The 20138-nt window shown below is 52.3% G+C and carries 5 protein-coding genes; all 5 read left to right on the top strand.

From position 1 onward, the window contains the following. A complete protein-coding gene (gene ruvB, locus JNK54_00405) occupies nt 1-1035 on the top strand; it encodes a Holliday junction branch migration DNA helicase RuvB (GenBank protein MBL8022729.1) in 1035 nt (344 codons plus the stop codon). Beyond that, complete coding sequence (locus tag JNK54_00400) at nt 1032-2177, top strand: SpoIID/LytB domain-containing protein (GenBank protein ID MBL8022728.1); 1146 nt, start codon at nt 1032-1034, stop codon at nt 2175-2177. Before ruvB ends, JNK54_00400 begins: the two co-directional genes overlap by 4 nt. After that, on the top strand, nt 2081-3247 hold the full coding sequence (gene queA / locus JNK54_00395) for a tRNA preQ1(34) S-adenosylmethionine ribosyltransferase-isomerase QueA (protein ID MBL8022727.1): 1167 nt from the start codon (nt 2081-2083) through the stop codon (nt 3245-3247). The genes JNK54_00400 and queA overlap by 97 nt, the downstream gene beginning before the upstream one ends. A 96-nt stretch (nt 3248-3343) precedes the next feature. Next, a complete protein-coding gene (locus JNK54_00390; protein ID MBL8022726.1) occupies nt 3344-8962 on the top strand; it encodes a metallophosphoesterase in 5619 nt (1872 codons plus the stop codon). Nucleotides 8963-9109: 147 nt separating this feature from the next. Continuing rightward, the gene (locus tag JNK54_00385) at nt 9110-19618 is read left to right on the top strand and encodes a YvcK family protein (protein MBL8022725.1); all 10509 of its coding nucleotides are present in this window, start codon (nt 9110-9112) and stop codon (nt 19616-19618) included. Nucleotides 19619-20138 lie beyond the last annotated feature (520 nt).

Below are 20138 nucleotides of genomic sequence, written 5' to 3'. Positions count from 1 at the left end.
ATGGAAGAAGACGAACGGACGCTCACGCAAAACCCTTTACCGGAAGACGCGACGTTGGACTTTACCCTTCGTCCCCAAAGTTTGGACGAATTTGTCGGTCAGGACAAGCTTAAAAAAAATCTGAAGGTGTTTATTCAAGCGGCTCAGAAACGAAAAGAAGCTTTGGACCATTGTCTCTTTTCAGCCCCGCCGGGATTGGGAAAAACCACGTTGGCGCACATTATCGCGAAAGAATTAAACGTGGGTCTTCGTCAAACCTCAGGGCCCGTGTTGGAACGGGTGGGGGACTTGGCGGCGCTTTTGACAAGCCTTAAAGAGGGCGACATTTTTTTTATTGATGAGATCCACCGGTTGAACCATACGGTGGAGGAAGCCCTTTATCCGGCCATGGAAGATTTTTCTCTGGACATCATTATTGGACAGGGGCCCTCCGCTAAAACGATCAAATTGCCACTGCCCCGATTCACCCTGGTGGGAGCGACGACGCGGGCGGGTCTCTTAACGGGCCCCCTGCGCGAGCGGTTTGGGATCATTGCGAATCTGGACTATTACGATGAAGCGGACTTGGCGGCCATTGTCACCCGTTCGAGCCGTTTGTTGAATGCACCCATTGAACCCGAGGCCGCTCGGGAAGTCTCCCACCGATCGCGCGGCACCCCGCGCATCGCCAACCGCCTTCTCCGGCGGGTCCGGGATTTTGCCGATGTGGAGGCGGGGGGGCGGGTGACCCACGCGGTGGCCCGTCGTGGCCTGGACGCTTTGGAGGTAGACCAGGCGGGGTTGGACCCTATCGACCGAAAAATCTTGATGGCGTTGATCACGAAATTCGGTGGGGGCCCGGTGGGGGCCGATACAGTGGCGGTAGCGGTCAGTGAACAGCGTGACACCTTAGAAGATGTCTACGAACCTTTTTTGATTAAGGCGGGTTTCCTCGCTCGCACTCCCCGGGGCCGTGTGGCGATGCCTTTGGCGTATGAACACCTTGGCTTGCCTCTCCCCGCCCCGCCTCTCCAGCCTAGCCTGTTCGGACAATGATCCCCTCTGTTTTTCGGACGCAACGCGCCGTTCTGGCGCTGATCTGCACGTTGGGATTGATCTCTCCGGTTTTAGGCGCCCGTTCCCCCTTGGTTCGGATTGGGCTCATGGATCAGGAATCGTCCGTGACATTGGGACCAGGGGACTTTCGTTTATTGGGGGAGTCCCCCCGGCAGACAAAACGGTATAAAACCCAAACCAAAATTCAATTATCTTCCAAGGGATTTATAATTGGAAAGAAGTCTTGGGGTCCGAAAATTTTTGTCTCTCCCACCGAACGGTCGGGTACCGTTGTGATCAATAAACGGGTCTACCGTGGCCAGATCGAACTGACCCGGAAGGGGGCTGGCATTCGCGTGGTCAACATCCTTTCCGTTGAAGACTATGTGCGTGGGGTTTTACAAATGGAAACGTCGGACAAATGGCCGGAGCAATCGCTGAAGGCGCAGGCGGTCATCAGCCGGACCTATGGACTTCGCAACAGGGGCCGCCATGGCCGATCCGGATATGATTTGTGTTCGAAACCCCATTGCCAAGTGTATGGGGGTGTCGCCGCCGAACGCAAAAAGACCGATACCGCAGTGGAGCAGACCCGGGGGGAAGTTTTGGTGGATCGGAAAAGACATTTAGTGAGTACCGTGTTTCATTCCAGTTGTGGTGGGTCAACGGAGTCTGCGGAAAACGTGTGGGAACACGGCGGGGCTCCCCATCTTAAAGCGGCTCGATGTTCCTGGTGTAAGTCCAACCCCTACGCCCATTGGGTGGCCCGGGTTCCTTACGATTTGGTTTGGTCTCGGCTGAAAGCCGCGGGTGTTGATGTGGGACACATTCGAGCGATCGGTGTTTTGAGTCATACGCCTTCTGGACGGGTGTACAAATTGAGGCTCTATGGAGACCAGGGGAAAATGGACCTTCTGGCCAATAAGTTCCGAACCGTTGTTGATCCCCGGCTCATTCGGAGCACGTTATGGACCGGAATCTCGAAACGGAATGGGGCCTGGCAGATCCATGGTCGGGGATGGGGTCATGGGGTCGGTGTTTGCCAATGGGGAATGAAGGGGCAAGCGGACAAAGGAAGGTCTTACGGAGATATCCTCCGAACCTATTACCATCATGTGAAGGTGGTCGATTGGAACGAGTAAGGCCCCATCGTTCCGACTCCTTTTTGGGTTTCCCACAGATCCCCCAGGACCGTATTGCCCAAACCCCCCTCCCCAAACGGGATCAGGCTCGTTTGCTGGTTCTCAACCGAAAGGACGGGTCCCGGACCCACCGGGTTTTTTCGGATTTGCCTCACTATTTGACTGGGGGGGATGTCCTGGTATTAAATGACGTTCGCGTTCTCCCGGCGCGCCTTTTCGGTAAAAAACCAACGGGCGGGCGAATGACGGTGTTGCTCCTGGCCCGGTTTCCGGGCGAAGGGGCTGAACGATGGACGGCTTTGGTGACGCCTCGCCCGCGGGTGGGAACCGAGATTTTATTCCCTGAGGGGCTTCACGGGTGCGTGGTGGGCGAATGTCCCGATGGGGAATGGGAACTTTCGTTTTCTGAACCAGTGGGTCCCGACTTGGAACGACGGGGGCAGATGCCTCTTCCCCCCTATATCAAACGTTCTCCCGATGGCACCGCCGCGGATCGAGAAGCCTATCAAACTGTCTATTCCGCGCCCAGCGAAGCGGAAGGAGAGGGGCCCTTGCCCCAGGGCGCCGTGGCCGCCCCGACCGCGGGCCTGCATTTTACCCCCGAACTCTTGGAGAGGGTTAAACAGATGGGTGTCCACGTCAAGTTTTTAACCCTCTGGGTGGGGTGGGGAACTTTCCGTCCCATTTCAACGGAAGATTACCGAGCCCATCACATGCTCACGGAACCCTATCGGATCCCACCCGAAACAGCCATGGCTGTTCGCCTGGCCCGGGCGGAGGGGAAAAAAGTGTGGGCGGTGGGAACCACCGCGGTGCGCGCCCTCGAATCCGCCACCACGCCGGACGGTGTGCTTCTTCCTGGGGTGGGCGCCGCCTCTCTTTACATTACGCCAGGGTATCAATTCCGTTCCATCGATCGCCTTCTCACAAATTTCCATATGCCCGGCCATACGCCGCTCCTCCTGGCCGCCGCCTTCGCCGGGCTGGACCCCCTCCGCGAATCCTACGTTGAAGCACTCGCCCAAGGCTACCGATTCCTCTCCTACGGCGACGCCATGGCTGTTTTATAACGTTTTTCTCTAAAACCCGCCAAATTTAATCGTAATTTACAACTAATTTACAATTCCTTAAGCCTTCCTTTCATGATCTTTGAATATACTTCCATTATGGCCTACGCCCTTATTTCCTATGGAAGAAAAATTGTTTCTCTTTTGACATGTTCCCTATTGGGGGCACAATGTCTCCTGGCCTATCAACCCGAAAACAGTTTTTGGGCCAATCGCCAACGTCATGTTCAAGAGCAATCCCGCTTCTACGCGCGCGCGACTCCAGCTGGGGAGACGGTTGGCGCACGTGGGGTGGCGGACCAGTTCCCTCGAATTGAAATCCCAAACGAATCCATTACTTCATCGAAGATCCGGCACGTCCCAGACCATCTACTGGAAGGGAATGAGAAACTGTTTTCGGCTCTCACCTCAAATCATGGGCAAATCCGAAAAGTTTCGGTGGCTCAGGGTGAAACGTTACGTTCCCCGTTAGTGATTCACATTCAAGATGTTCATAGAAATGCGGAAGCCCAGTGGAACATCAGGGAAGTCGTTAGTGATTTACTAAGTTCCGGTCAGGTGAATTTGCTCGCTTTAGAAGGGGCAACTGAAAAGATTTCTCTCCAGCATTACGCTGAATTTCCATTCCCTCACGCTGTTAAAAGGGGGGCGGATTATTTATTGCGTGAAAACGAAATTTCCGGGCCCATTCATGCCGCTCTAACAACGGAGAGCCCCCTTCCGCCCATTGTGGGCATCGATGACCCGCTCCTTTATGCGGCGAATGTCCAGGCGTATAGGGAGGCGACACTCCAGGGGACCCCCTCTCGTCAAAACTTCAACGCGATTCAACAGGATTTAAATAATCAAAAGAAAAGTGTGTATTCTCCGGCCCTTCTGGCTTTTGATCAAACAGTCAATGGTTATCGTGTCGGTGAAATTGGATTGGGCACCTACGTTCAATCGTTGATGCCCCAGCCCGGGCGAAGCGCTCCTTTAACTCATCTGTTCCTACAGGCCACAGCCCTCGAGCGGGACTTGAACTTTGACCAGGTGGAAAAAGAGAGGGGCCTCTTGGTCAAGGCTCTTACCCAACGGTTGAATCCACAGGAAACGAACATTCTTATTTCCGATAGTCTCGCTTACCGAGCGGGCCGTTTGGGTTACGCTGATTTTTACGGGAGGCTATTAAAGACCTGTGAACGTGTGGGAGTGCCTTTATCTAGGTATCCAGCCATGGACGCTTATGTTCGATATGTTTTATTGGCTGAGGGAATTGATCCTGAAGGGCTTCAAAAAGAACTCCATGCTTTAGAAAAGGCAACCTTTAGTCGTTTGTCTCAGCGGGAAGAAGAACGAAGCCTGATCAATAAATCGCGTCAGATCTGGCTGACACAGAAACTCCTTGATTTTTCACTTACGCCTTTAGATTGGGCGGAATACAACGAAATGAATCAACAAGATAACAATTTGAAACTGAAGCCATTTGAGTCTTTTTACCTCGAGGCCCACAAACGTGACCTCGCCATGGGCCGTCGCTTATTGACAGAGATCAAAGGTTCTTCAGTTTCCCGTCCGGTGGTCGTTCTTGTAACGGGGGGGTATCACGCTGAGGGAATGGCAAAATTTCTCACGCGGGAAGGAATCACTGTTGTCTCCTACGTTCCTAAAATTGAAAAGATCGATACTCGAGAGGGCTCTGTATCTCTCAGTGTTTTTACCCAAGAAAAAACACCCCTCGAAAAACTTTTCCAGGGCGAATCCCTGTTCCTTGCCCAATCCCCCTGGAAAAAAACCGTTCGTACCGCTTTGGCCCCTGCGGTGGTGTCCCTCCCTCTGCGGTTAGATGAGGACATCGATCCGAAAATCGATTGTTCAAATCTCTATTCATCCCTTGGGGGGGAAGGAGTTCTTTCACACGTCACCGGAGATCGAGGAACTGTTCGTGCGGTACTGTCCGCAAGATTAGGAAAGCTCTTCGTGACCCTAACAGGAACTGCCGAGTCCATTTCCTCCGTGGAATGGTCAAAGGTTGTTGAGAAAAGGACTTCCTGGGTTTCCTCTGTCTGGGGGCGATTTGTCGGTTTTGTCCAGGGAGAGAGAGCCGATTTAATGGAACCACGTTCTCAAGGGGAATCGAGGGTCTCCCTCCTTCAGAGTCTTGTGGGGTTTGTTGAACGGGCGTTAGACTTGTTTTTGCATAAATTTGGATTTCCCTTGTCTTACCTTCGCCCGGGGGTTGTTCCAGAGTCCGGATCGTCCACCGCGATCCCTCTTGACCCCATGAATTTCCGGCATCTCCCGCGCAAAGAAATTTTAGATGTATTGCGAAAAGATTTAAACGAGAACTATCCTTGGCACAACGAACACGATTCCATTCAGGTTCAGTGGCCCCCTTGGTATGACACGGATCAAAAGGAAAAAGAATTCCCCGTTCCGGAAATCATCGTTCAACTGAAAGATAACCGTAAGGTAAGCTATTTCGTTAAGCCCGCAAATTTTCAATTGCCCGCACAAATTGGTCTTGAGATGCAACGAATGTTGGGAATAAAGACGATCTCTATGTGGAGCGTTCCCCGATATATTGTTCTGAGTGACGCGGGGTTGGATACAACCACCGTTTTCGGGATATTAAATAAATTGTGGCTGGAAGCAAAACGGACGGGGGACCTGGAGGCCCAGGGCATTCTTCAAAACTACATGGGTCAGATGAATTCTGAAATTGGCCGTTTGCTGGCGACCGAAGTGATATTGGGTTACCCCGATGGGGTTGGTCAAAACGTTGTTTTTCGAAACACAAGGGATTTGAAGTCTATCCTCGCGGGGCCTGTTCCCAACGATTTTTCCAATGCCATTCAATGGATCAAAAACCATCCTCCCGAATTGAATCTTTTTGATTTTGGTGCTCACGAGTTTCTCAAGGTGTTTCTCCTTGAACACTATTGGGAGCCCGGTGGTGTGGACTACATGGTTCTCAACGCCAAAGCGGCTTTTGACGATCTGTTGAGACTCAGCATGGAGATGGGGGCCTTGGATGAAACCGAAGTCCGAAAAGCCTTTTTGGACCAAATGAACTTAGGCTACACCCTCGAGGATGACTTCATTGATTATTTGGAAAAAACTGTTCCACATGAGACCGCGGCCCTCTATTTTGCCGAAGGCTTTGAAACGTCAATTCAAGATCGGTTGGATGACGATTTCGTCGAATGGTACCAAACGCTGGTCGCGGACACTGTCCTATCTGGGCACACGCCCACCTTCCCATTGATCGGGCAGGGGGGGAAACAGGCGCTGAGAGATTTGAGCGACCGTCTTGCCTCGGGGAAAGTGAATCGTACCGCTAATGTTTTTGATATGCATGGAAATCCCAAGGTGCTGGAAAGATTGATCCCACTCGTTGAGGCGAGGCTCATCGATGAAGTCATTGTTCATGGCGATGTCTTTGACCGAGGCAATAACAACAAAGGCTGTTATGCGGCCATGCGCACATTGAAAGAAAAATTGGGGGATCGGTTCATCCTTATCCTAGGGAACCACGAAATCCTAATGATTGAATCATTAATTCTGATGAATGAGAAATCTTTGCCGATTTGGTTGGCAAACGGAGGGAATGAGGTTTTTCGAGAGTTCGGGGTGCTCCACGAAGCCGAAGGCATCGTAAATAAAATTTTGAACCTGGACCCCTTATCCGACCTCGCTCTTCATGCAAGGAACGGATTTCGTTGGAGTTTTTTCTACCGATACGTTAAGAGCACTATTTTGAAAATGACCCGTTTGGGAGCTCACCACGTCATCAATTATGACTACGAACTATTTCTCAATGATCCCAAAACACGACCCCTGATCGAAATGGCCTGGTGGGTATTGGGCAACTCTCGTTTCCATTATATCGATGACAAGGGATGGGTTCATTTACATGCGGGAATGCCCTTGACGTTAAGTAAAAAACCGATGTTTACGGCTGTCGATCTGGCCGCGGCGGAAAATCGAATGGCGACGATCCTGAGGCGCGCTCGGGTTCCTTACGATTTGACTGTTCATCATCGAGAATCATTGTTGGGGTTGTTTCATCAATTTAGTGGTATTTTTTGGGTTCGAAAAAGTCTATGGATTTACCGATTCTTTAATCCTGCCCTTGCACAAAAAACCTATTACCCAACGACGCTTTCTGCCGAGGAAGAAGGGAAGTTACGTGCCAAGGCCAATGTGATTGCTCAGATGACGGGTGGCGATCCGGAGGGGACATATAAAATGTTCCTGAAGAAATTAAGTAAACCAGAAGATCGATTGTTTATTGTTCATTTGGGGGTCCTGGCCTGGAGTTGGTTCGAGAGTATTCTTCAGAATATTTCACATCTCGCCCAAGGCATTTTGATTGGCCACAACCTTGTTCCTATCCTTCACAATGTGGGTAATATGTTTTTTGATGCGGATACCGGCCGAGCTGATTTCATACTCATGGGCTCAGATGGCATTCAGTTTGTTTCAGAAAAAGTTGATTTATTGAATGGCGGGGTGCCACAGACTTTATCTACTCGTGAACAGATGGTTGACCGCGTGAATGCCCGTCTTCGTTCTCTGGAGGAAGGACTTCCGCATTCTGAAAATACGATAGGTGACAGTCGTTCGGAACGGGATCCACTCTCTCTCGGCTATCTTTTAAGCGGGGATTGGCGGTGGGGGGGCGTGGGGCTCTTTTTGGAGTGGGCCGGAGGGGTTTTTTTGGCCCACCTTTTCGTGGCGGAATTTTCTGCGGAAGTTCTGGGTTTTATCCCTCCCGTGATTGCGGCAATGGGGGTCTTTGCTGTGGTTTTGTATGCCTATTCAATCGTTCATGCTCTGGTCATTGCCGGACGTGACGATCAGGAGCCCCATCGGGGCCCCCCTCGATCGTTATTTGTTCGAGCGAATGAATTTTTTAAGGATTTTCTTCCTTACCTCGTTTTGCCCGGGGTGTTTCTTCTCGCTCCGGGGTGGGGCGACCTCACCGCTCTTGCTGTTCTTGGAGGACACGTTTATAGAGATTTCCGATCCAAAATGGGGGACGATTTCCTTCGGAGTTTTCAGAGGGTGCGTCCCTCCAACGTCCCGTCTTCCCCTGGAGCCTCGACTGAGGAAACTCTCTTGAATTTGATGCCCGACGCGAAGAAAGGTACGTATTCCGCAGAAGATATCTTTGGGACGATCGTTACGCCTTCCGCAGATTTGGAACAAGTGGCTCGGGGGATACTCGACAAGAGCACGCCCGAGGAAAGGAAAAACATGAGTTCTCTTGCGGGGGCGACAGATGGTTTGTTGCAAAGGATGGGCATCGACCAACGTTCGGTGGGATTGATCCCCTTATCTCCGGAGGTGTTAGCGACCCCGAATCCTCAGGAATGGATGAGCCATACCCTTGCCATCCATCGACAAACGGTTTTTTATGTGGAGAAAAACACCACTATCCCTCAAATGGTTTCGGAGACCATTCAAACGATGAATGATCGTGCTCTACTCATCCGGTTGGACGAGGGGGTTCAATTATTTGCGGGAAGGAATTTATTGATGGCTACTTTGGAGCGCCATGTCCCACCACAATTTCCCATCGTTCAGCCCTATCTCCCTCCGGGCTATTCGGCCAATGATTCTGGGGTTAAAGATTCGTTCCGTTTCGGCAAAGAATCTGTTCGCCCGATGGGTCTCCTTATCCACTTTGAACGGTTCCTGGAGTTAGCAAGGCTTATTGCTCAACAGGCTTAATCCCAGTGCGCTTTCCGAATCACTAAAACCTCCCAAAATCTGCCGTAATTTACAACTTATTTACAACTCCTTTCGGCCTCCTTAAGGTGCAACTAATAAAATAAGCGTAGGCAAACCACTAGAGAAAAACTCAATGGCGAGGTTTCAATGGAAAGGAGCGTAAAAAAAACGGTACGGCCATCCGGTGGTCATTCTCTGGCCCGATCCATGGGAACGGTTCTCCTGGTCATGGCCTATCTCATGACCAACGTTTCTGGTCTTTATTCTGCGGAGACTGATTTTTGGAAAGACCGTCGTAATGCCGCTCGCCAGCACTCCTCCCACACGCAATTCGCTCAACTTTCCACGTTCACTCCACATTCCGCCCCACGTGCAGAATTGTTCTCCCCCGTTGAACGGAAAGGGATTGAAAATTCTGTATCCGTAAATCATCGTTCATTGCCGCCAGGGGCAGAGGAACAATTGGATTGGCTCCCCGAATTGGTCGCGCCTTTCGGGGATTTGGGGGATGTTTTTCTTTCCGGGAATCCCACGGCTCCCTTGATAATCCATCTCCAAGACGCTCACGAAAGTTTAGACGCCCAAAATGCTCAGGCGGGGATCATTGAAGCGTTAGGAAAAAGAGGTGTGTCGTTGGTGGGGCTTGAAGGAGCGACGGGCCCTTTTTCGCTCGATGGGGTTCGAACATCTCAAAACGCGGATATCAACAGGGGCGTGGCCGACCTCCTGATGCGCCTTGGGTATATCGGTGGGGCGGAATTTGTTCGTCTTTCTGCGGAAGCATCGCTCCTCCTCTGGGGTGTGGAAACCGAAGGGCTCTATAACCAAAACCTGGCCGCGTTCTCTGCATCTGAAATGAACCGGGCCACCTTGATCAAAGGCTTGGCGGTCCTCAAATCTCTTTCCGACCAAGCGGTGGCAAGCGTTTATTCTCCACGATTAAGGAAATTCGATTCAGCCGTGGCTTCCTATGAAGAAGGACGAACTCATTTGGGGGATCACGTGGATTTCCTATGGACCTCTTATGCAGGGTCCGCGAAAGACTATCCTCACCTGATGTCTCTCCAGAAGGCGTTCGCCATTGAAAAGACGATGGATTTCAAGGCGGTTGAAAAAGAACGTAAAACCTTGGTGGACCTTCTCAGTCACCGACTCACGCCCGCTCAACTTCAGAATGTCGTGACTCAAAGCGTGTCCTACCGGTTGGGTCGGATTTCACACGCGGATTACCATTCTTACTTGAGGTCTATCTCCAAACAAAACGGTATTCATCTTGATCAATTTTCTCAGGTGGATCGGTATATGAAATATTTGGCTCTGGCGGATGGAATCGATCGGGGGGCTCTTTTGAGTGAGCTCCCTTCCATGGAACGGGCGGTTGAATCCCAGTTGGTTCAGAATCCCAAGGAAAAAGTGTTGGCCCAATGTCGACGAAATTTGTCCCTTCTCAATAAATTGGCTCATCACGCCATGACGCCTGCGGACTGGACCCTTTACGTGACCTCCCGGGACGACGTACAAAAAATCCATGAGCGTTTGGCTGGTTTGAGCGGTCGTCCCGCTCCGCCGGAAGGATCTGTCCTGTCCCCGGCGCTCCTTCAATCCTTTGAAAAATTTTCAATGCTCGCGTTAGAACGCAACCCATCACTTGTCCAGAATCTTCTGGAAAAGGTGAAAGCGGAAAAGGCCTCCGTGGCTGTCTTGGTGGCTGGGGGATTTCACACCGAGGGCATGACAGCGCTCCTCAAAAAGGCTGACGTCTCTTACGCGGTTGTTACCCCGCGGATTGGAGAAATACCGAATAATTCACAGCCCCTTCAATCCCTGATTCGTGACCCGCTCCCTTTGGAAAAACTGCTGGCTGGTGAAGTGATCACTCTCCAATCGCCTCGTCTCCTGGCCGCCCATCCCCCTCAAGTGTCTCCCGCGCTGCAAGAAAAAATCCAACGGAATGGCCGAGCGGTGAAATTGATTCCCCTTGTGGTTGGAACTCTTTTGGAGCTTTTAGTCGCGGGAAAACCGTTGCCTTCACTGGCTCATGGGCGTATTGTTGAGTCATCCGTTGAGACGTCCTCCAATGGAAATCCGGTCGCTCACGTGGTTGTTCAACTTCCTTTCTCTGAATCCGACGGTCAAGATCAGGGACGTCTCACCGCTCGGGCTGCTTTTAAGATAGCGGTGGACCAGGACTCAAATCTTCTTGGCCCGGCATACCGTTCTATTTCTCCACTCATCGTCACGTTGCCTGAGGGTGAGGTTGTCGTTAACGTAGGTCCTTCTTCCCAAAAGGCCCGGGGTGGACGTTGGCCCTGGTTGGAATGGTTTTATGGGTTAGCCGGAAAAGGGGGATGGGCCCGGGTCGGGCTGCCTGTGATCATGGAAAGCCTTCTCCCTGCAGCGGGCTTACTTTGGGCTGGAGTGGATCCCGGATTTGGTTTTTGGTTACCGCTCCTGCTTGGGGTGGGGTATCAGCTGGTTTGGCATTTGGGCCACCTTTGGGGTGCCGAGGGAACATGGCCTGAACGATTCCGGTTTGCCTTTTCCGCAGAAAAGCTGGCGATCAGCGTGGGGGTTCTCCTCCTCCATTCCGTGATGTTTTCGGGAATGGGGGTTGTTCAAGGGGCTTCGGAACGATCCTTTGCCTGGATTGCCGGTTTGGCCATTCCGCATGCGGTGATGAACAGTGTTCTTCATATCAATAGGGACGGTAGCGAAGAGGAACAAGAGCAAGAACCAAGGGCATTTGGTTTGGTCCCTTTTCTTATGCCGCTCATCGTTACGTTCAGAGCAATTCTTGTTGGATACCAAATGGGGCTTCACTCTTTCCGCGTGTGGCGTTTGGGTTCTCGGGTTGCTCATCCCGCGCGGGTGGTCGTTTTGGGAGGAGGGAGTGGGCCCGAACTCCTTGGGAAAGTTTTTCAGAGTGTTCCGGAAGCGAGAGGATCGGTCAAAGCGGTGGTCAGCAACTTAAACGACTCTGGTCGTTCTTCCGCTCTTCAAGGCGTGGTGGGGCGAGTGTGGGAGGGGCAACGCTCGTTGAGACGTCAGGGGGTGAGGGCGCTCCCCCGTTTCCTGAGCCGATACCTCAACGGGATCCCCGTTGAAACCGTGCCTTACATGGGCTATCCCATGCGTGCCATGGAAGGGGGAATTTCAAGTCCCTGGGTCCGGGCCCTGTTGGCCGCGGAAATAACCGATTATTCCGGGACACCGGAAGATTGGTTAAGGACGTTGGTGGAAGAAGTCTCCTTTCCCGAAAGGATGCAAGAAGAAGATTCTCAGTTTAAAGAAAATGTTCTCAAGGCCATCCGTTCTCGTCTTCAGGCCATTCCCCTTGATATTCAACAGGCTATTCGTACCGACACAATTCTTGAAAACCTGAACCGGGTTTCGCGCCCGCAGCCTCTTCGCAATTTGTTGTTCCTCGGGGCGTTGTACCGGGACAGAGCCGTTTCAGTCCCAGGAATTATCCATCGATCGAATTACTACCGCGCTGTGGATGGTTTGGTCCGCGATTTAGACAGTTCCGTTGTCCCCCTCATGGCGGGGTTCGAATCGTCCCTGGAAGTTCGACCCGTTGGTTTTGATGAAACAGGACGAAGAGCAGAAGGAGAGAAATCCATTGGATTGGGCCAGGAAGCGGGCCCATTAAAAAGAATTGATTTGGAAGATGTCCGCCATGGGCACCATCTGGGGTATCTTCCTCAGGCGGAGCCTGAAGCCGTTCGGGCGATTAATGAATCGGCCGAAATATATATTGGCCCCGGAAGTCTCACCAGTTTGGTGGGCGCCTTGGCGCCAGCGGGAGTTGTGGAAGCGTTGATGAGAGCCAAGGCCCGGGGGGTCCCGATCACCTGGCTCTTCAACCCCACCCAAAATCCAGAAACCGCCGGGCTCTCCCCGGTGGAGCTGGTAAAACTTTTAGAACACTCCCTTTCCTTGGAAGGGAGGCGTGTCTCACTCAAATCGTTTCTTACGGATGTGGTGGTCAACGTTCCGGAAGAAAGCCCAGAGGAATTATCCACTTTCGTCAAAGAGGAAAGTCTTTATGCGCTCCTTTGGGGGGCCGATCCGGAAAACATGCGCCGGGCGGCCAAAACGGTAGCGGGGTTCTGGGAATCCATGACGCCGGAGGAAATTCAAGTGGAGTTTGAAGACGTGTTAGGGACCCGGGTCTTTGTCCTTCCCCTCGTGGGCAAAACCCAGGACGGTCGGTTTCTCTATCGACCGCATCGCCTTTTAACCTGGGTGGCCCTTCGGAACCTCCATGCTCTTTACGGTATATTGGTGGGTGTTTTTGATAAGGACGATACTCTCGCGAAGGCAAACACGGATATTGATAGTGAAACAGCGAAAGCGATAGCGAGGGCATTGTGGAACGGGGCTGTTATCGCGCCTCACACCGCGTCCAGTTTTGAAGAGCTATTGAAAAATCTGGATCCACTTTTCATCAACCTTACATACCGATCCGGCCGGGGATTTCGCCTCCCCGCCTATCTCCTTGGGAATAACCTTCCCATGATTGCCAGCATCATGGACGCCCGACTTTACGATTCGGTGTCCAAACAGTATCAACCGGCCATGACGGAAGATCTCTTTGAATCCGTGGCCGAATCGTTTGAAAAAAAAGTCTTGAGTGAAGGGGGCGTTATCGTGGAGGCACGGGTGGGTCTCCTCGCCCAAGCCAGGGGATTCCTAACGGAAATGAAAGACGACCCTTGGGCAGAAAAGCTGTTGGAAGGAATGGATCGCCCCCACCCTTCCACACGTTTTGTCGTGGCCCTTTGGTTGGAGGCCCTTTTGGCCCGGGAGCAGGCCCACCCGCTCCACCATGGCTCGCGAGTGGAACGGCGGCCAGCCGCTCCCAAAGCCACCGCAAAAACCGCTCCAGAATCGGTGGATGATTTACTTAAATTTCGGCGGGTTCAATACGTTCTAAGGAATATTCCTTCAATTCATCGGTCGGCGGCGAACGCCCGCATTCAGGAAGAGATTAAGCGATCGGGATTGCCTTTGGAGGGCGTGATGGCGGGGACAAGTTCCATCAACTTCATCCCCCGTGGTCAATCCAAGAAAAATGCGCTGGCCTTGCTGGTCAACCTTTGGAAACTTCCATCCATGCGGGCGTTGCTCTTAGCGGACGATAAACCGAGGATTGAAGAAGTCCTTCATGCGGTGGAAGCGGTGCTGGTTTTTTTTGGAGCCATGGGAAATGCGCCCAGGGGACCCTTGCCCCACACGACGGCCATCGTTCCTGAGGGGAAATCGGTCGGTGATGTGCGGGTCCTTATTGACGCCATGGGAAGAATTCTCGAAACGGTGAACCCCGGCGTCCGGGTCCGATTGGGGGCCCGTCCTGTCGCCTGGGCGGCTCTCATGCGGAAAATGGTGGTGGAGGGTTGGCGGGGGAAACTTTTGACAGGTCGAGGGCCTTTTCGTCAGGGCGGCTCGGTCGACGGAGAGCAAAAACTTGCGCCTCGGGCGAACGCTCTCGAGGAAATGATCTTTGAAGAAAAACAGTTGGAACGTTTAAACGGGGTTGCCGCGACGCTTAAGAACGATGGTGTCCGATACGTTATCTACGTGGGGGTGGGTGGCGTGGGGCCTATGGGACGCATGATGGATTCCTGGCCGGCCGGTTCCGACGCCGCCCGGATCTTTCCGGTGGAACATATCGATCCAGGTGAAATCGAAGCGTTACGAAGGCGATTGATCAATGCTGAAGAAACCCCCCAGGAACGTGCCCTGATTGGCCTGGGGTTTACAGGAGTTCAAAACCGAGTCTGGCGGCGGGCCATAAAGAAGAGTTCACTTGTCATTGTGTCCAAAGGAATGAATGAGGAAGGAAAAGAAGAAATCCAGGCTCTGACCAATCTCATCAGTGAAACCTTTGAGCAGGTGGATTCACAGAATAAAGAAAAAGCGTTCAAGCACATTTTTTATTTCGGAGATCCACCGGTTGGGGGAGATGATCGTACGGCGGTGGGATGGAATTGGGCGACCAGCATTGGGATCCGAACCTTTCCCCTTCAATTCGATGGCGGGCGCCAGTTGCTCAAACGTTTCCTTCATCCGGGATATCCCTACGCCTTTCTTCTGGCACTCAAGGGGTGGTCGCCGACCACCATTTTTCAGTCCGCCGCCAGCTTCGCTCGAAAAGGAGAATCAGGCGACGCTTTTTTTCGTCTAGCGGCCTGGTTTGAAGGGTATGTGCGGGAAAACAAAAATCAGGCGGTGTTTGTTTTTCCTCCGCTCTTGGAAGGATTGTCGCCTCTCACGGCGCGGAGCTTAGAACCCGGTCTTCTCACCCAGGAAGGCAACTCGCCATTAATCTCCTATGACGTCCCTTTAAACGTTGCGGCCTACGGGGACGCCGCCCACTCCCGGGCCGTTTTTGTTCATGTTCGTCAGGAGGGCGTGGACGATCCGAATGCGGAGGCCATCGAGACCCTTCGTCGAGCCGGCCACCCTGTGGCGGAGGTCACCTTGCCCAACGATCTCCCCGTGGCCTTCGCTGTGTGGATGGAGGGGATGTTCCGCATGGCCGCCGCTTTGGGAGCCATGGAAGGGAAAAACAGTGTAACCACCCCCGTGGTGGAGGCCTACAATCAGGCCATGGTCACATACAAAAACCAAGTCCCTTCCACCCCAGAGCCCACCGCTCATTTCGGTACCGTTGGGATGAACGATGAGAGTGCCTTTGCATGGGGGCAAGTTTCCCGACAAGAAGTTGAGCGATTGATGGTGGACGCGGGGTTGGGAAAAGAGGGGGATGCGGCGGATCGTTACGCCGCTATTTTCTATTTACTCAACCGAAAAACAGCAGCAGACGGTCCTGAAATCAGTGAGATACGTTATTTAGGTTCACCTTCTCCCACTTTGGTTGGCGCGCTAAAAAGAGGCCAGGCCGTTCTCTCAAGTCGATCGAAAAAAATTGTCCGGCTCGGGCGGCGCGCCCACGCGGATTACCAAGGAAGTCTCGCTCGGCCAGTTTATGGCGCTCCGATCCTTTTGGAAACAGTGGTGTGGAGCGAAGAAATGACATCCACTTCCTGGAAAAGCGATCATTCCGACGCCCAGCGCCTTCTCCGGGGAGATTCGCTTAAACTTCGTCGATACGCAGCTCTCACAGCTCTCCAAACGGCGCCCCGCGCCCCTCCCACGGTTCTCCTCACTCTGGAAACGGGGAAAGGCCAGGGCCCCAAAGACCTCCATCGTTTCTTCAATAAAGTCGAAAAACGATTCAAGCAGTTTGAAGACATGCATCGAGCGCTAACACCGGGTTCAGGCACTTCAGGTCCCCATGAAAAGAATCGTCAGTCCACTGACAGGAAACCATTCTTTTATCCGCTCATTTTCATCCTAGCTGTTTCCGCTGTTCTGCTGGCACCTTTCCTCTCCGTAATTGCTTTTGCTGGTGAGATGGTTCCTTCTCTGATTCAAACCCATGGGATCTGGCAGGACCTTTTTTCAGTTTTTGGGGGAAATGTGGGGATCAGTGCGCTCCTTATCACAAGTGTGTCCTTGATCTGGAAATTTGTGTTTCGCTCAGCTCCCGTGCCTCGATTTCAAAGCGGTGATGGGCCAGGGGCCCTTACAGAACCTGTTCGTTGGGGACAGGGGAGCGAGCATCCGGGGGACGCGGTTGTGATTGGGGACGCGGATGCCCATCTCGCGGCGGTGGAAAAGATTCTTAAGGCCGAAAAACTTGTTAACGATGCGGGCCATTGGATCGGCGGACGGCGGGCGGCGGTCCAAGTGGGGGATGTGGTGGGGCGGGGAGATCAGGCCATGGAGCTTTACACCCATCTCTTTAGAATTCAAGAAGAAGCCCGTCGAGCGGGGGGGGATTTTATACTGCTCATGGGGAATCATGAAATGGCTCTTCTCATTGGAGAACCCATCGGCGGTGATTTTAAAGAAGGAGAGGAGACGTTGCGCGAGAAGTTAAGAACACTCCTCATGAATGGTGTATTGGAGGGACGTCTTCAAGGGGCCGCGGTGTTGGAAGGTCCTGATGGGAAAAGTCACCTGGTTACGCATGCGGGATATTCGGAAAAATTGAAGGGAGCTCTGTATGGCACTCCGGTGTGGGAGGAGTGGCTGGAAGAGTATCGAGTAAACACGGGATTCCCCGAAGGGGCCGACATTCGTGCGGACAATTCCGCGCTTCTTCAATTTTTTAACCAATCGGTTCGGTCCATTGCAGAGCATGTTCGAGATCGTCCAGATAAACCGGCTAAAACGCATGGAAATTTGAGGCAATTACTCAATCGATCCAATGGCCTTTTAATGGGTTCTGAAGGAATCATGAATCGCGTGGCCAGTTTTGTTGATGAAGGATTGGTCCCCATTCACCAAATCTTTGGGCACTCCGTGGGGTCGACAGTTCGATTTCAAGATAAAGAAGGTCTGGCGGTAAACACGGACAGTGGCCTTTATCGTCCCGACCGTAAATTCCTATCAACACCTCGGTATTTTCGCCTCGGGAATAACGGATCAGCCCGGTCGGTAGAAATTGGTCGTTTCGGTGAGCTTCGTGTGTCCCGCCTTGCGTCGGGGTACGATCGGCCAAATCCTTCTAACCTGTGGGCGTGGATCATCGAAATCAAGGATCGAATTACCCTGAGGGTTCAACCATTAGAGTGGCTCCGTCTTCATGTGGATCACGCCAACACGCTTGAGGAATTGGTGGCCGCCTACCAGCGTTTTTATGATGTTTTGGGTCGGGGCCATTGGCCTTGGGTTCGCCGTCATCGGCCGGTTCTTTGGGCCGAAAGCCAACGGTTATTGATCCAACAACTTTGGGATCAACGGGCCCCCTGGTCTATGGCCCCGATTGGCGATGGGGAAAACCCGTGGGAGGTTATTCAAATTCATGAGGATCGCATGGACGATCTGCTCCGCCGGGCGCAAGAGGTCTGGAATGATCTTCCGGACCGAAAAAAGGGGGAATTTCTTCCGGCGTTTCTCGCCAGTCGGCAAAACAGCGTTCCCGCCATTTCTGCGGATCAAAAGAACCAATTGGATTTGGAATTACAACACTCGCCGGTGGCGATTTCAATTCGCGAAACAGGATTTGCGGGTGTTCATGAGCTTCTCATTGAGGCTACTCCAGATCGTGTGGGCCTTTTGGCCGATATGGCGGGAATCACCGCCGCCCATGGGTTTCATGTCCTTTTGGGTGACGTTCGCGCCATCGATGGGCCGGTCTTAGGACGGTTTTTCGTTTCGGGGCTGGCGGAAGATTTTGAAGAGAGAAAGGAACAACGGGATCAAATGGAGAAGGATTTTCTTGATCTTGTGAAGGGACACGCAACGATTGAGGACATTTTTTCTCGTTACGAGCGACCCTATCGGTTTACGATGTCCGGGAGGCCGGGTTCGCCCCCAAGCGTGGTGGGATTTCATAACGGGAATTTATCTATCCTGACTCCGGATCGGGTTGAGCCGGGTCTCCTTCACGTCATTGCACGGAAACTGGCGGAGTTGGGATGCAACATTGCCCTGGCTCCTGAATCGATTCATACCCAAGGGGACACGGTCTACGATTTCTTCAATGTGACAGGGCCGGATGGGAAAACGTCGCTGACTCCCCAGCAAAAGATTCAAGTGATAAAAGGTTTAGAGTTTCTGCTAAATTCTCGCGTCATCACTCAGGACAATTTTGCGATGAGTCGGGATGTTTTTGACCCATGGCTTTACTCGGAAGGGACAAACGTTGTTGCTTTTTCTTCTTTGGAAGAACTCAACCGGGAACTTTTGGGAGGACGAGCCCGTTCCTTGAAAATGGGAACTTTAACGGCGGACGTGGATCGGGTTCGGAGAGCGTTTGAAGAGGAACGGTCCCGGGCGCAAGCTGCCCGTGTTTCTTTAGAAGACGTTTTGGGAACATGGGAACTTCGCGGGGAGGATGGTCAACTGTCTGAGGCCGCGGTTCTTCGTACGGGTCAAGCGTTGGGGAAAGTCGTCCGTGAAGATAAAGAATTCATGGAAGATCCCGTTCCTCTGGCCCGTCGCCTGGCGTTTGCGGCCTTGTTGTCCCTGGGGGAAGTGTTGGATTCGGATACGCCGGAAAACTGGAACCGGTGGGCCATTCTTTTAGCCCGAGGGTTTAATGATAAACTTTTCGATGCCGAAGAAGTCGTGACAACCTCGCTTCAAGAGAACCGGCACCAGGTCATTGTTCTTTCGGATACTCTCCTGAGCGGGAACCCGACTCCCCAGGACGAAACCCGTTTGGCGGAATTGGAAGTCCTTGCTCGCCAAGCTCCTCATTTATCAGGCAAAAGTCGACTTTCCTGGGTTCTTCCCGACGCATCGGCATCATTAGAGGCGCTCTGGGAGAAATACCCCGCCTTGGCTCCCTTACGAAAGGTGGATTCTTCCACATGGCCCCAATCCGAATTCCGTGGGGAGGATGGAAATTATTCTGTTAAAAAACTCCTTTTCTCGGTACAGGGGGTCAGGCAGGTAAGCGATTTAAGGCCCACGGATGTTTTTCTAATGAATCGAAACGGTTGGGTGGTAGAAGAGGACCTCCCGAACGATGTGGTTCGTCTCTTGATTTCGCTTGTGGGTGGCTTGGTGTATGACGCCACCACCAAATTGGGAGAAGAAATTAATCAACTTTATTATCTCCGAATCAACGCCTAAACTCCGAAAATCTTAACCGCATCCCAAAATAGGGATCCCACCCAAGCGATCGATGACGAACAGATACCCGATAGCAATTGTCTTGATTTACAACTTATTTACAACTAATTAAGGAGATATTTCGATTTCTTGAATATAATCGAAGAATGAAACGATTACAGTTTTTCTTTCGTCTATTTATAATTCCTTTCCTCCCGATATATTTTGGAACGAACGTCCTTTTTGCCTTCACGCCAGAATCTACTTTTTGGTCTGAACGACGCCGCGCATCCGAGAACCGCCGGCAAAAAGACGAGATCCCCCAACTTGCCTTATTGGTCCCGGGAGCGGAACCTCTGGGAAGGTTTGAATCTTTCCCGAGTGTGAAATTGAACGCATTCCCATCTGCCCCGATTACAAAAACATTGTCCAAGTTTCCAAAAAAGTTGTCTTCTTCCCAGGTTACTTTTCTTAGTGCCTTGCCTCATTCCGCTGGGACTCTCCGGAAGGTTGTCTTCCCCTTGGGGAATGAATTTAAAGG

This window comes from Elusimicrobiota bacterium (assembly GCA_016788905.1).
Lineage (GTDB): Bacteria > Elusimicrobiota > Elusimicrobia > FEN-1173 > FEN-1173 > JADKHR01.
Note: the sequence above shows the minus strand (reverse complement) of the source record. Positions and strands in the feature narration are given on the sequence as shown.

Bases quoted from the DNA above. Each gene is read 5' to 3' on its own strand.
- JNK54_00385 (MBL8022725.1), top strand. From the start codon at position 9,110: ATGGAAAGGAGCGTAAAAAAAACGGTACGGCCATCCGGTGGTCATTCT.
- JNK54_00390 (MBL8022726.1), top strand. From the start codon at position 3,344: ATGGCCTACGCCCTTATTTCCTATGGAAGAAAAATTGTTTCTCTTTTG.
- ruvB (MBL8022729.1), top strand. From the start codon at position 1: ATGGAAGAAGACGAACGGACGCTCACGCAAAACCCTTTACCGGAAGAC.
- queA (MBL8022727.1), top strand. From the start codon at position 2,081: ATGGGGAATGAAGGGGCAAGCGGACAAAGGAAGGTCTTACGGAGATAT.
- JNK54_00400 (MBL8022728.1), top strand. From the start codon at position 1,032: ATGATCCCCTCTGTTTTTCGGACGCAACGCGCCGTTCTGGCGCTGATC.